General features: G+C 57.6%; 11 protein-coding genes and 3 tRNA genes. 10 read left to right on the forward strand and 4 right to left on the reverse strand.

Annotation, left to right across the window (positions count from 1 at the left end; all coding sequences use genetic code 11):
* Positions 1-102 precede the first annotated feature (102 nt).
* The 6 genes from ACEVBK_RS10395 to ACEVBK_RS10420 all read left to right on the forward strand — a co-directional run bounded on the left by ACEVBK_RS10395 (position 103) and on the right by ACEVBK_RS10420 (position 4,335).
* The gene (locus tag ACEVBK_RS10395; RefSeq protein ID WP_375058545.1) at positions 103-1,485 is read left to right on the forward strand and encodes an MATE family efflux transporter; all 1,383 of its coding nucleotides are present in this window, start codon (positions 103-105) and stop codon (positions 1,483-1,485) included.
* Positions 1,430-2,464 carry a DUF3080 family protein gene (locus ACEVBK_RS10400; protein ID WP_375054883.1) on the forward strand — a complete coding sequence of 345 codons (1,035 nt, stop codon included), beginning with the start codon at positions 1,430-1,432 and terminating at the stop codon, positions 2,462-2,464. Before ACEVBK_RS10395 ends, ACEVBK_RS10400 begins: the two co-directional genes overlap by 56 nt.
* A 91-nt stretch (positions 2,465-2,555) precedes the next feature.
* Positions 2,556-2,632 (forward strand) — tRNA-Val (locus ACEVBK_RS10405).
* 34 nt (positions 2,633-2,666) lie between these two features.
* A tRNA-Val gene (locus ACEVBK_RS10410) sits at positions 2,667-2,743 on the forward strand.
* A gap of 15 nt (positions 2,744-2,758) precedes the next feature.
* A tRNA-Val gene (locus ACEVBK_RS10415) sits at positions 2,759-2,835 on the forward strand.
* Positions 2,836-3,012: 177 nt separating this feature from the next.
* Positions 3,013-4,335 (forward strand): aspartate aminotransferase family protein, encoded by a 1,323-nt coding sequence (locus ACEVBK_RS10420; RefSeq protein WP_375054884.1) that lies wholly within the window; start codon positions 3,013-3,015, stop codon positions 4,333-4,335.
* 55 nt (positions 4,336-4,390) lie between these two features.
* Here the strand turns inward: ACEVBK_RS10420 and ACEVBK_RS10425 are convergent, their stop codons facing one another.
* A complete protein-coding gene (locus ACEVBK_RS10425) occupies positions 4,391-4,978 on the reverse strand; it encodes an FMN-dependent NADH-azoreductase (RefSeq protein WP_375054885.1) in 588 nt (195 codons plus the stop codon).
* Between the two features lie 696 nt (positions 4,979-5,674).
* Between ACEVBK_RS10425 and ACEVBK_RS10430 the strand changes: the two genes are divergently transcribed.
* The 3 genes from ACEVBK_RS10430 to ACEVBK_RS10440 are packed head-to-tail and all read left to right on the forward strand — an operon-like array spanning position 5,675 to position 10,419.
* Positions 5,675-7,597: a PrkA family serine protein kinase gene (locus tag ACEVBK_RS10430; RefSeq protein ID WP_375054886.1), complete on the forward strand. Its 1,923-nt coding sequence runs from the start codon at positions 5,675-5,677 to the stop codon at positions 7,595-7,597.
* Positions 7,598-7,619: 22 nt separating this feature from the next.
* Positions 7,620-8,888 carry a YeaH/YhbH family protein gene (locus ACEVBK_RS10435; protein ID WP_375054887.1) on the forward strand — a complete coding sequence of 423 codons (1,269 nt, stop codon included), beginning with the start codon at positions 7,620-7,622 and terminating at the stop codon, positions 8,886-8,888.
* A gap of 7 nt (positions 8,889-8,895) precedes the next feature.
* Positions 8,896-10,419: a SpoVR family protein gene (locus tag ACEVBK_RS10440; RefSeq protein ID WP_375054888.1), complete on the forward strand. Its 1,524-nt coding sequence runs from the start codon at positions 8,896-8,898 to the stop codon at positions 10,417-10,419.
* A 28-nt stretch (positions 10,420-10,447) separates the two neighbouring features.
* Here ACEVBK_RS10440 and fadR read toward each other — a convergent pair whose 3' ends face one another.
* On the reverse strand, positions 10,448-11,161 hold the full coding sequence (gene fadR, locus ACEVBK_RS10445) for a fatty acid metabolism transcriptional regulator FadR (protein ID WP_375054889.1): 714 nt from the start codon (positions 11,159-11,161) through the stop codon (positions 10,448-10,450).
* 129 nt (positions 11,162-11,290) lie between these two features.
* Between fadR and dsbB the strand changes: the two genes are divergently transcribed.
* Complete coding sequence (dsbB, locus tag ACEVBK_RS10450) at positions 11,291-11,803, forward strand: disulfide bond formation protein DsbB (RefSeq protein ID WP_375054890.1); 513 nt, start codon at positions 11,291-11,293, stop codon at positions 11,801-11,803.
* Between the two features lie 55 nt (positions 11,804-11,858).
* On the opposite strand, the gene ACEVBK_RS10455 is transcribed toward dsbB, so the two are convergent.
* Both ACEVBK_RS10455 and ACEVBK_RS10460 read right to left on the reverse strand, forming a co-directional pair.
* Complete coding sequence (locus ACEVBK_RS10455; protein ID WP_375054891.1) at positions 11,859-12,293, reverse strand: YcgN family cysteine cluster protein; 435 nt, start codon at positions 12,291-12,293, stop codon at positions 11,859-11,861.
* A gap of 5 nt (positions 12,294-12,298) precedes the next feature.
* A complete protein-coding gene (locus ACEVBK_RS10460; RefSeq protein ID WP_375054892.1) occupies positions 12,299-12,961 on the reverse strand; it encodes a fumarylacetoacetate hydrolase family protein in 663 nt (220 codons plus the stop codon).
* Positions 12,962-12,975: the final 14 nt, after the last annotated feature.

Below are 12,975 nucleotides of genomic sequence, written 5' to 3' on the forward strand. Positions count from 1 at the left end.
CAGCCGAAGTTCCATGTGCTTTCCCCCACCCAGCGGACGCCAGATCCGTGTTTCGGCGGTGATTTATCCCTACTATTGCCGAGTGAGAACAACAAGATGGCGCTGAAGTCCTATTTTTCCGAAACCCTGCATCTGTTGCGGCTCTGCGGTCCCATACTGGTGGCGCAGATAGCCCAGACTACCATGAGTTTTGTCGATACCGTCATGGCCGGCCAGGTCAGCGCCACCGATATGGCCGCGGTGGCGGTGGCCACCAGTTTCTGGCTGCCCATCATCCTGCTGGTGCAGGGCGTGGTCATGGCGTTGACTCCCATCATATCGCAACTCAATGGTGCCCGTCGCCACGGCGAAGTGGCCGGTGCCGTGCATCAGGGCTTCTGGCTGACCCTGTTGGTGACCCTGCCCGCCATGCTCGTTCTTTATTATTCGCCGCTGGCCCTGCACTGGATGGACGTCGAGCCGGTTCTGGCGGAAAAAACCACCGGTTATTTGCACGGCATTCTCTGGGGCATGCCCGCCTACGCCCTGTACCAGGTCCTGCGCAATTTCAGTGAAGGCTTGTCCCACACCTTGCCCACCATGGTGATCGGCTTTATCGGGCTGGCGATCAACATACCGGCCAACTATATCCTGATTTACGGCAAGCTGGGGATGCCGGCCCTGGGCGGGGTGGGCTGCGGCTATGCTTCCGCCCTGGTATTCTGGGCCATGCTGGTGGCGATGGTCTTCTATACCCGTCGCTCGCCCCTGTTGCAACGCTTTACTGTTTTCACCCGGCTCACCCCTCCCGACTGGCGCCAAATCGGCCGGATCTTCCGGTTGGGATTTCCCATCGCCATGGCCATCTTCTGTGAAGTCACCCTGTTCACCGTGGTCGCACTGCTGCTGGCCCCACTTGGTTCCGAGGTGGTCGCGGGCCATCAGATTGCCATCAACTTCTCCAGCATGGTGTTTATGCTGCCCCTGAGCCTGGGCATGGCCCTGACCATCCGCGTCGGACACAGCCTCGGCGAGGGCCGAGCGCAACAAGCCAGGGTGGTCAGCATCGCCGGCATCATGTTCGGCTGCGCCCTGGCCGTATTCACGGCGCTGGCCACCATACTGGGACGGCACTGGATCGGAGGAATTTATACCGACAATCATGCCGTACTGGAGCTCGCCGCCAGCCTGTTGCTGCTGGCCGCCCTGTACCAGATATCCGATTCGGCCCAGGTTATCGGTGCCGCCGCCCTGCGTGGTTACAAGGATACCCAGGTCATTTTCTATATTACCCTGGTGGCCTACTGGTTGTGTGGCCTGCCGATCGGCATGGTGCTCGGTCTGACCGACTGGCTGGTACCGGCCATGGGCCCGCACGGCTTTTGGATCGGTTTTCTGATAGGCTTATCGGTAGCGGCATTCATGTTGATCTGGCGGTTGCGCATTATCTATGAAAGGGTGGAAGAACGCGGTCGGGCTGCTCTGCCTCTGGTTGACAGCCTGTAGCCCGCAAAATGAACTGGAACATCATTTCCAGACATACCTGGCCCGGGTCGCCAATGTCCTGGAGGTCACCCCGCCGGTACTGACCAAGGCTCCCCCCTTGCCCCCCCTGCCAGCACAGCGGGAACTGCAGCAGCAGCAACAACGGGTCACCGCCGGCCTGCTGGATACCCTCAAGCTGGGAGAGTGCCGGCTGCTGGGCCTGGTCGGCGAACACAACAGTCCGGTGGGCAAGAGCCAGAGTGCCGCCGCCGTCTTGCTGTATCACCTGCAGTTCCAGCTCGGCGTTCAGGAATGCCTTTCTGCCGCCGAGGATCAGGCGCTGAGAGATTGGTTGACCCGGGTCCAAACCCAGAAAGCGCCGCTGTTACCCGGCTATCACTGGAACATGATGGTGGCCGAGCCGGAGATCCGCGCCGCGCTGATGCCCCGGTTCCGTCCCCTGCACTTTGCCCAGCAGGGCGGTTACCAGGAAACGGTAACGGCGTTCAGCCTGTTTGAACGTCTGCTTCGCCTGGCCCAGGGACAGGCCGATCCCGACCCGCTCCACGCCCGCGAACTGAATCAGGCCCTGAGTGGACTGTACGATAACGACTACCTGGGGCAATTGTTCTATTCGCTGCACAGCGCTGCCCACTACCTTGAAGAGAGCCTGGCTTTCCTGCAACACCTGGAGCAGTTCGACTGCGGCCCCACCGGCCGCTCCCGTGCCGAACGGCTGCGTAATGCCATGCAGCACTACTATATCAGAGACATTCAGGCTTACCTGGGGCAGATCGATCGACAGTTTGTGCAACTGGCCCCCTTGCTCGAACACACCCTGACCCCACCGCCCTCCCAGCGGGATGCGCTGGCCTCCTATCGGCATTACTTCGCGCAGGGGCTCGACAGCCGGGTCTATACCCGTTACCGGGAGCGGACCCTGGAACATGCCCGGCTGTGGCAACGCTTCCTGGCCCGGTGCGATATTTCGCCGACTTGAACAATAGTTCTTCATCCACTTGTTCGATAAGAAAAAACGCTTGCCCCTGCCCGCGCGCTTGGCTAGTATACGCAGCGCCTGAAGGCAGCCTGCGTTCTTAGCTCAGTTGGTTAGAGCACCACCTTGACATGGTGGGGGTCGGTGGTTCGAATCCACTAGAACGCACCATTTTTCCGCAGGAAAAGCTTCAGACTGAATATCTGCGTCCTTAGCTCAGTTGGTTAGAGCACTACCTTGACATGGTAGGGGTCGGTGGTTCGAGTCCACTAGGACGCACCAGTTTGCCAAAGATTCGCGTTCTTAGCTCAGTTGGTTAGAGCACTACCTTGACATGGTAGGGGTCGGTGGTTCGAATCCACTAGAACGCACCAAATACTGAACCTGCTCCGGCAGGTTTTTTTATGCCCGTCACTCCCCCCCTGTTATGTCCAGCCCGGTCAAACTGAACATTGAAACGGCGTGATTTTTAAACCTTAACACTTTGACGACACTGTCTCCCGCTACGGTATGTTGCTGACCCGCAAACCATTCGATTAACGGAGAGACCCATGAATCATCATAGTTTGGCCGCCCACTGGATGCCCTTTACACCGAACAAGGGGTATCGGGCACAGCCGCGCATGCTCACCGGCGCCAAGGGCATGTACTGGACCACGGACGATCAGCGCCAGGTGCTGGATATGACCGCCGGGCTGTGGTGCTGCAATGCCGGCCACGGCCACCCCCACATCGCCGAAGCCATCGCCCGGCAGGCCAGGACCCTGGACTACGCCCCCTGTTTCGGTTTCGGTCATCCCCTGTCCTTCGAGTTGTCGGAGCGCCTGGCCCGACTGGCTCCCGGCAACCTGAACAAGGTGTTTTATACCAACTCGGGCTCCGAGTCGGTGGAAACCGCGCTCAAGATGGCGCTGGCCTATCACCATGCGCGCGGCCAGGCCGGCAGGCAACTGTTTATCGGCCGGGAGCGGGGCTATCACGGGGTCAACTTCGGCGGTATCTCGGTAGGTGGAATCACCAACAACTACAAGGCCTTCGGCCAGTGGCTGCCGGTGGATCACCTGTCCCACACCCAGGATCTTGCGTTGAACGCCTTCACCCCTGGCTTGCCGCTGCATGGTGGGGTGGAGAAAGCCAACGAACTGGAACGACTGATCAGGCTGCATGATGCCAGCCGCATTGCCGCCGTCATCATCGAACCCATCACCGGGGCCGGCGGGGTGCTCCCACCGCCGGTGGGTTATCTCAAGCGCATACGGGAAATTTGCGATCAGAATGGCATCCTGCTGATCTTCGACGAGGTGATCTGCGGTTTTGGCCGCACCGGCGAGCCCTTTGCCAGCCAAACCTTCGATGTGCTGCCCGATATCATGACCACCGCCAAGGGGCTGACCAACGGCGCCGCCCCCATGGGAGCCGTGTTCGCCGGTGACCATATTTATGAAGCGGTGGTGGACGATGCCGGCCCGGGAGTGGAGTTTTTCCATGGCTATACCTATTCGGCTCACCCGCTGGCCTGTGCCGCCGCCATGGCCACCCTGGACGTGTATGAGCAGGGTGGCCTGTTCCACCGCGGTGCCGACGGGGGGGATATCGCCAGCTATTTTGAGCAGGGCCTGCACAGTCTGAAGGGCCTGCCCGGGGTCATCGATATCCGCAACTACGCATTGATAGCCGCGGTCGAGTTCGAACCGCTGGCAGGCAAGCCGGGCGCCAGCGGGGCGCAGGTCCAGACCGCGGCCTGGGAGCAAGGCATGATGCTGCGCTCGCTGGGAGATGCCATCGCCATGTCCCCCCCCCTGATCATTGAAAAGCATCATATCGACCAGACCATCGGCATCCTCGAACAGAGTATCCGGCAGCTGTTCGGCTAACAAAAAGCGGGCTGCCATTGGCAGCCCGCTTTTTGTATGTTGGCATAAAATTTATTCAGACAACCAGGGCTTCCAGACTCTGCCGGGCCTGATCCAGCCCCGCCTGCTGAGCTTCCTCACCCATGTTCAGGGCTTCCGCATACACGAACTCCACCTCGCTGAGTCCGATGAAGCCCAATACGGTCTGCAGGTAGGGAGTAATCAAATCGGTCGGGCTGTCCTTGTGCATGCCGCCACGGGTCGTCACCACCACCGCTTTCTTGCCGGTGACCAGCCCTTGCGGCCCCTGCTCGGTGTAACGGAAAGTCACGCCGGCACGGCAAACCAGGTCAATCCAGGCCTTGAGTTGTACCGGAATATGAAAGTTGTACATGGGGGCTGCGATAATCAGGGTATCGGCGGCCTTGAGCTCTTCCACCAGGCTGTCGGACAGTGCCAGCAGGGCCTGCTGCTCTTCGCTGAGCTGATCGCCCCCCCGCAGGGCCATGGCGCCGGCACCATCCAGCATCGGTAACGGCTCGGCGGCCAGATCACGGATCTGTACCTCCTCGGCACCTGTCCGCTCAATCATGTAATCAATCAGTTTTGCTGACTGCGAATATTCACCCAGGATGCTGGATTTCAGGATCAGTGTCTTGCCCATGGTTCACTCCGGTTTCAATATCATCAAGCAGCATTAACAACATCTTATTGTCATCTCTCGCTGCTACATTCGGTTAGTGATGACACTCTAAGATAATGAAATGAGCAAAGAAATCGGAAAAAAACGCACAACAAGCTCAAAAAAATTGAATATGATCTCGCCCTGTAGAATACATTTACGTAAACGTAAACAAAGCGATGTGGTTTTATAACAAAAAAAGAAAACCCTCGCAAGCGAGGGTCAAACAAACGGAAACGTGCTTAAACAGAGCTACGCATCATACCTAACAAGTTGCTGAATTTAGGCTGGAGCAATCGGCTAGACCTTGATGCCCCTCCAATCTAACCGGGCGCAATTGTGAAGTCAACGTAAAAAAATCACAAAATGTGTAACTGAACAGCAAACGAGCACCATCATTTCACTTACGTAAACGTAATCATCGATGTGTTTACTGCTGTTCTGCCGCGAGCGGGGCGCGCGCCCGTTCAGACCCCTCTCCCCCTTCAAAAAAAAGACTCATATGGAAAATTCTCGAATGGGAGCTGTTCCGCAAAATCTTCGATTTTTCTGAGCGTTACACAAGCGCAATGCTGAAATCCTGTCTAACATTTCAATAAAGGATTGAAAGATGTGTGCGCAAGGCTCTTTCTTGTAATCAAAGATGTACGGAGCCGGGATTTTATGGGGGAAAGAACTATGGGAATCTTCGAGCACTACCAAACGCGCTATGAGAAAGCCAAGGAAGAAGAGTTCGGCCTGCAGGAGTTCCTGGACATGTGCCGGGAAGACAAGGCTTGCTATGCATCCGCTTCCGAGCGTCTGCTGATGGCCATCGGAGAGCCGGAAATGATCGACACCGCCCAGGTGCCGAGGTTCAGCCGGCTTTTTTCCAACCGGGTCATCGCCCGCTACCCGGCCTTCGCCGAATTTTACGGTATGGAAGACAGCATCGAACAGATTGTCTCCTACCTGAAACATGCGGCCCAGGGCCTGGAAGAAAAGAAACAGATCCTGTACCTCCTCGGCCCCGTCGGCGGCGGTAAGTCCTCCCTGGCCGAATGCCTGAAATCGTTGATGCAGAAAGTGCCTATTTACCGGCTCAAGGGCTCACCGGTCAATGATCACCCTTTCAGCCTGTTCGACATGAATGAGGACGGCCCCGTCCTCGAGCAGGAATACGGTATCCCGCGCCGGTATCTGAGACCCATCATGTCTCCCTGGGCTGTGAAACGGCTGCATGAATACGGGGGAGACATCACCCGCTTCCGGGTTGAAAAGGTCTACCCCTCGGTGCTCGACCAGATAGCTGTCGCCAAAACCGAGCCCGGTGATGACAACAACCAGGATATTTCCTCCCTGGTCGGCAAGGTCGACATCCGCAAGCTTGAACATTATGCCCAGGATGATGCCGATGCCTACTCCTACTCCGGTGCCCTGTGCAAAGCGAACCAGGGCATGATGGAATTCGTCGAAATGTTCAAGGCACCGATCAAGGTGCTGCACCCCTTGCTCACCGCCACCCAGGAAGGGAACTACAACGGCACCGAAGGACTTTCCGCCCTCCCCTTCGAAGGCATCATCCTGGCACACTCCAATGAATCGGAGTGGCAACACTTCAAGCACAACAAGAATAACGAAGCCTTCCTCGATCGGGTGTACATCGTCAAGGTGCCTTACTGCCTGCGCGTCACCGAAGAGGTGGAGATCTATCAGAAGCTGCTGACCAACAGCGAGTTGTCCCAGGCCAAGTGCGCACCCGGCACCCTGGAAACCCTGGGGCAGTTCACCGTATTGTCGCGCCTGAAAGAGCCGGAAAACTCCAGCCTCTACTCCAAAATGCGGGTCTACGACGGCGAAAGCCTGAAAGACACGGATCCCAAAGCCAAGTCCTATCAGGAATACCGGGACTATGCAGGAGTCGATGAGGGCATGACCGGGCTTTCTACCCGGTTCGCCTTCAAGATCCTGTCCCGGGTGTTCAACTTCGACCATGCCGAGGTCGCGGCCAACCCGGTACACCTGTTCTATGTGCTCGAACAACAAATCGAGCGGGAGCAGTTCCCGCAGGATGTGCACGACCGTTACCTGGAGTTCATCAAGGGCTATCTGATCCCCAAATATGTGGAGTTTATCGGCAAGGAAATCCAGACCGCCTACCTCGAGTCCTACTCCGAGTATGGTCAGAACATTTTCGATCGCTACGTCACCTATGCGGACTTCTGGATCCAGGATCAGGAATACCGGGATCCGGAAACCGGACAGCTGTTCGACCGTTCCGCCCTCAATGCCGAGCTGGAAAAAATCGAGAAACCGGCCGGGATCAGCAATCCCAAGGACTTCCGTAACGAGATAGTCAACTTCGTTTTGCGGGCTCGGGCGAACAATGCCGGCAAGAATCCTAACTGGACCAGCTACGAGAAGCTCAGGACCGTTATCGAAAAGAAAATGTTCTCCAATACCGAAGAGCTGCTGCCGGTCATTTCCTTCAACGCCAAGACCAGTGCCGACGAGCAGAAAAAACACGACGACTTTGTCGCTCGCATGATGGAGAAAGGTTATACCCGCAAACAGGTCCGGCTGCTGTCGGAGTGGTATCTGCGGGTACGTAAATCAACCTGATAGAAGGATGCTGGGGGAAACTATGGCGCATTTTATCGATAGACGACTAAATGGCCGCAACAAAAGCGCTGTCAACCGACAGCGCTTCATCCGCCGCTACAAACAACAACTCAAAAAAGCGGTGTCGGACGCGGTACTGAAACGCAGTATTCAGGATATCGACAAGGGCGAGAGTGTCTCCATTCCCACCCGCGATATCTCCGAGCCCTTTTTTCATCAGGGCAAGGGCGGTAAACGAGAGCAGGTTCATCCGGGTAACGATCAATTTATCACCGGCGACCGGGTCGAACGCCCCCTGGGCGGCGGCGGCAAGGGCGGTGGTCAGGGTGAAGCCAGCAATCAGGGCGAAGGCGAAGACGATTTCGTGTTCGAGATTTCCAAGGACGAATACCTGGATCTGCTGTTCGACGGTCTGGAGCTGCCCAACCTGGAGAAAAACAAGCTCAACAAGATCAGCGAAATGAAAACCTTCCGAGCCGGCTATACCTCGGACGGGGTGCCGGCCAACATCAATATAGTGCGCTCCCTGCGCCAGTCCCTGGCCCGGCGTACCGCGCTGCAGGCCGGCAAGAAGAAAAGCGTGGCCGAGCTGGAGCTGGAACTGGCCGAACTCGGCAAGCGACCGGCGGAAAACTATGCCCGGATCCAGGATATCGAAGAGGAAATTCTCGACCTCAAACGCCGTATCGCGGCGGTCCCCTTTATTGATACCTTCGATCTCCGCTTCAATAACTTTGTCAAACGCCCCATTCCTTCTACCCAGGCGGTGATGTTTTGCCTGATGGACGTGTCCGGCTCCATGGATCAGGCCACCAAGGACATGGCCAAGCGCTTCTATCTGCTGCTCTACCTGTTCCTGACCCGGACCTACAAGAATGTGGACGTGGTCTTTATCCGCCACCATACTCAGGCCAAGGAGGTGGACGAACAGGAGTTTTTCTACTCCCAGGAAACCGGGGGCACCATCGTCTCCAGCGCATTGCAGCTGATGAAAGAGGTGATGCTGGAACGCTACCCGGCCGATCAGTGGAATATTTACGCGGCACAGGCTTCCGACGGCGACAACTGGGCCGATGACTCCCCCCTGTGCCGGCAACTGCTGCACAACGATATCATGCCGCTGGTGCGTTACTATGCCTACATCGAAATCACCAACCGGGCCCACCAGACGCTGTGGCACGAGTACGAGACCATAGCGCGCAGTTTTTCCAACTTCGCGATGGAACACATCCGTTCGGTGGAAGACATCTATCCCGTGTTCCGGGAACTGTTCAAGAAACAAGCGGCATGAGGTGACTATGGCAGAAGCAATCGCGAAAACCCGGCCACTCAGCGACGGTCCCGACTGGACCTTTGAACTGCTCGAAGCCTACCACCAGGAGATTGCCCGTATCGCCGCCGGCTACGGGCTCAGTACCTATCCAAACCAGATAGAGATCATCACCGGCGAGCAGATGATGGATGCCTATTCCAGTATCGGCATGCCGATCGGTTACCACCACTGGTCTTATGGCAAGAAATTCATCCAGACCGAGCAGACCTACAAACGCGGCCAGATGGGCCTGGCCTACGAAATCGTGATCAATTCCGATCCCTGCATCGCCTACCTGATGGAAGAAAACACCATGCCGATGCAGGCACTGGTGATCGCTCACGCCTGTTATGGTCACAATTCCTTTTTCAAGAACAACTACCTGTTCAAGACCTGGACCGATGCCGAATCGATTATCGACTACCTGCTGTTCGCCAAAAACTATATCAACGAATGCGAAGAAAAATACGGGGTCGCCGAGGTCGAAGCCATCCTCGACAGTTGCCACGCCCTGATGAACTACGGGGTAGACAGGTACAAACGGCCGCAAAAGCTGTCACTGGCGGAGGAGCGGCGCCGGCAGAAGGCCCGTGAAGCCTACCTGCAAACCCAGGTCAACGAGTTGTGGCGCACCCTGCCCCGGATGGATGATGCCAAGCAGGTCAAGAAACTGCGCTATCCCCGCGAGCCGGAAGAAAACATCCTGTACTTTATCGAGAAACACGCGCCCCTGCTCGAACCCTGGCAACGGGAAATCGTACGTATCGTGCGCAAGATCAGCCAGTATTTCTACCCGCAAAAACAAACCCAGGTCATGAACGAGGGCTGGGCCACCTTCTGGCATTACACCATTACCCAGCATATGTATGACGAAGGGCTGGTGAGCGACCGCTTTATGCTGGAAGTGCTGCACAGCCATACCAACGTCATCTTCCAGCCGCCCTACAACAGCCGCTACTATTCCGGCATCAACCCCTATGCCCTGGGCTTTGCCATGTTCCAGGATCTGCGCCGTATCTGCGAACACCCGACGGAAGAAGACAGGGCCTGGTTCCCGGATATCGCCGGATCGGATTGGGTCAAGACCCTGCACTTCGCCATGGAGAACTTCAAGGATGAAAGCTTTATCAGCCAGTTTCTCTCGCCCAAGGTCATGCGCGACTTTCATCTGTTCGCGGTAGCCGACGACGACACTCGCAACTACCTGGAAATTTCTGCCATTCACGATGAGCTGGGTTACCGCCAGTTGCGCCAGACCCTGTCGAACCAGTACAACCTGTCCAACCTGGAGCCCAACCTGCAGGTCTACAACGTAGAAGTGAAAGGTGACCGCTCCCTGACCCTGCGCCATGTGCCTCACAATCGCATCCCGTTGGCGGAGTCACGACATGAGGTCCTCAAGCACGTGCACCGTCTGTGGGGCTTTGATGTGATCCTCGAACAGGAAGAACCGGACGACGGTGCCACCATCGTCGGCCGTTGCCCGGAGAAATCCCCTTCCGCCATCTAAAAAAACGCCTCCGTCAGGAGGCGTTTCATCACTTATGCACCAGACTGTCCGGCATATGCTCACGCATATCGTGCCACAGCTTGCCCGACGCCTTGCCATATTCACGCACCGTTTCGGCCACATCGTTCACCTTGCCGGCGGTAGCCAGGCCGGCCAGGGCCCGGTAATAATCGGCGGCCAGGGCCCGGGCGGCGGCACGGGAAAAGTAATACCGTCCCACCCGGCAATAAAGGCCCCTGAAGCCATTGAGGATCAGCGCATAAATGGGGTTGCCGGAGGCGAAAGCCAGCTGATGGTGGAACTCATAGTCGAAGGCGGCGAAAGCATCGGCCTCGTCGGCCAGCTGAGCCAGACCGGCGGCGGCACCGATCACCCGCTCCGGTGCGCTTTTCACCGCGCCGCGGATAAAGATGCTGCTGATATGGGTTCTGGCAGACAGCAGTTGCTCGATAAGCTCAGGCACCTTTTCTTCGTCCAGGCGGGCCAGGGTCTCCAGAATGTTCAGCCCCGACGTTTCCCAGAAATTGTTCACCCGGGTCGGCTTGCCATGCTGTATGGTCAGCCAGCCATCACGGGCCAGCCGCTGCAGTACCTCGCGCAGGGTGGTCCGGGTTACGCCGATCAACTCCGACAGTTCCCGTTCGGCGGGCAGGATGGAACCCGGAGGAAATCGGCTGTTCCAGATGGACTCTATGATATATTCTTCTGCAAAACTGGCTGGGCTTTGTGCCTTGATGACCATGCAACCACTCTGTTAAATATGTTACGGCAGGCGAAATTGGCCACGATAATAACAGAGCAGACCAGTTTCTCACAAGCGCAACCACCCGGCCGATATCGCCGTTGTATTCTTTGACCTCATGAGGATCTGATGTTGTACGCCTTTTCCCGCTCCCGTTTTGCCTGGGCCCTGCTTACTGCCGGCAGCCTTGCGCTGCTGCTGATCGCCCTGTTTTTCCAGTATGTGAAGGGCTATCACCCCTGCGTCATGTGTGTCTACCAGAGAGCGGCCCTGACCGGCGTCATCTTCGCGGGCCTGGTGGGCTGGCTGATGCCCCGACACGGCCTGTTCAGCAACCTCGCCCTGCTGGGTTGGCTGGCGGCCTCCTACCAGGGATTCAGACTGGCCGAGGAACACGTGGGCTACCAGCTCAATCCCTCCCCCTTCAACCAGTGCTCCAGTTTTGCCGAATTCCCGGCCTGGGCTCCCCTGGACCGCTGGCTGCCGGCGCTGTTCCACCCCACCGGTGACTGTGCCGATGTCGACTGGTCCCTGCTCGGCTGGAGCATGCCCCAATGGCTGATGGGTATTTTCGCGGTACTGGCGGTGCTGGCGGCTTTCTTTATACTGGTGAGACTGGTCGGCGTGAGGCGTGAGGCGTGAGGCGTGAGGCGTGAGGCGTGAGGCGTTTCACACCTTAACGCCTCACGAAAATCGGTCAACTGGCCCAGGTAATAATATGGTCTTCCCAGTCACCGGCCCTGGATTCATGCACCACCTTACCGCGAACCGACTGGCCAGCCTTGTGCATGGCGCTCTTGGAGCCGGTGCGCAGCGGATGCCAGGAAGGCAAGGCTTTGCCTTCTGCCAGCAGCCGGTAGGCACAGGTGGACGGTAGCCAGTAGTAGTCGGCCAGCTTGTCCCGGGTGATTTTCAGACAGTCCGGCACCCGGGCAAAGCGGTTAACATAATCGCTGCAGGCGCAGCTGTGGGTATTGAGCAGCTCGCAGGCCACGTTGGTGTGTACCAGTTCATCGGTCTCTTCGTCGATAAGCTTGTTGAGACAGCACTTTCCACAACCATCGCACAAGGCTTCCCACTCCCGGTCGGACATCTCTGCCAGGGTCTTGCTATACCAAAAATCAGCCTGCATGGGGGTTATCCTGCTACCTTGGCACTGAAACGGTACTGGCCGTCCAGCTGCATTTCGAGTTCATCATGCGGCTTCAGCTCTGCCACCCCCCTGGGCGTACCGGTCAGCACCACGTCCCCGGGATTGAGGGTAAAAGAACGGCTCATCTCCGCCAGCAGTTCACCGATGGACCACAACATCATGGCGGTATTCCCGGCCTGACGCTCCAGTCCATTGACCTTCAGGGAAAAGTTGAGGTGCTGCAAGTCATCCAGCACCTCGGGCAAGGCAAAGGGACTGATCGGGCAACTGCCGTCAAAGGCCTTGGCCCGCTCCCAGGGGTGTCCCTTGGCCTTGAGCTGGTCCTGCACTTCGCGCAGGGTCAGATCCAGCGCCAGGCCGACCCCGGCCACCGCTTCCAGGGCGTGTCCCGGCTCGGTATGGCACAATCGCCTGCCGATCAGCAAGGCCACCTCCAGTTCGTGATGCACGGCCCCCTGGCCCTTGGGCAACAACAGGGGAACATCCAGTGCCACCAGGCTGGTCGCGGGTTTGAGAAACAGCAAAGGCTGTTCGGGGACCGGGTTATCGAGTTCCGCCGCGTGCTCTTTATAGCTGCGGCCCACGCACACCACCTTGCCCACGGCATAGGGCAAAGGGTGTCCCTGTAAATCCAGATGTTGATACATACGCGGCTCCTGTT

It is taken from the genome of Zobellella sp. DQSA1, from assembly GCF_041950555.1.
Lineage (GTDB): Bacteria > Pseudomonadota > Gammaproteobacteria > Enterobacterales > Aeromonadaceae > Oceanimonas.

What these genes read in the sequence shown, in the direction of transcription:
- ACEVBK_RS10400 (WP_375054883.1), top strand. Translation starts at nt 1,430, where the DNA reads ATGAAAGGGTGGAAGAACGCGGTCGGGCTGCTCTGCCTCTGGTTGACA.
- ACEVBK_RS10420 (WP_375054884.1), top strand. Translation starts at nt 3,013, where the DNA reads ATGAATCATCATAGTTTGGCCGCCCACTGGATGCCCTTTACACCGAAC.
- ACEVBK_RS10425 (WP_375054885.1), bottom strand. Translation starts at nt 4,978, where the DNA reads ATGGGCAAGACACTGATCCTGAAATCCAGCATCCTGGGTGAATATTCG.
- ACEVBK_RS10430 (WP_375054886.1), top strand. Translation starts at nt 5,675, where the DNA reads ATGGGAATCTTCGAGCACTACCAAACGCGCTATGAGAAAGCCAAGGAA.
- ACEVBK_RS10435 (WP_375054887.1), top strand. Translation starts at nt 7,620, where the DNA reads ATGGCGCATTTTATCGATAGACGACTAAATGGCCGCAACAAAAGCGCT.
- ACEVBK_RS10440 (WP_375054888.1), top strand. Translation starts at nt 8,896, where the DNA reads ATGGCAGAAGCAATCGCGAAAACCCGGCCACTCAGCGACGGTCCCGAC.
- fadR (WP_375054889.1), bottom strand. Translation starts at nt 11,161, where the DNA reads ATGGTCATCAAGGCACAAAGCCCAGCCAGTTTTGCAGAAGAATATATC.
- dsbB (WP_375054890.1), top strand. Translation starts at nt 11,291, where the DNA reads ATGTTGTACGCCTTTTCCCGCTCCCGTTTTGCCTGGGCCCTGCTTACT.
- ACEVBK_RS10455 (WP_375054891.1), bottom strand. Translation starts at nt 12,293, where the DNA reads ATGCAGGCTGATTTTTGGTATAGCAAGACCCTGGCAGAGATGTCCGAC.
- ACEVBK_RS10460 (WP_375054892.1), bottom strand. Translation starts at nt 12,961, where the DNA reads ATGTATCAACATCTGGATTTACAGGGACACCCTTTGCCCTATGCCGTG.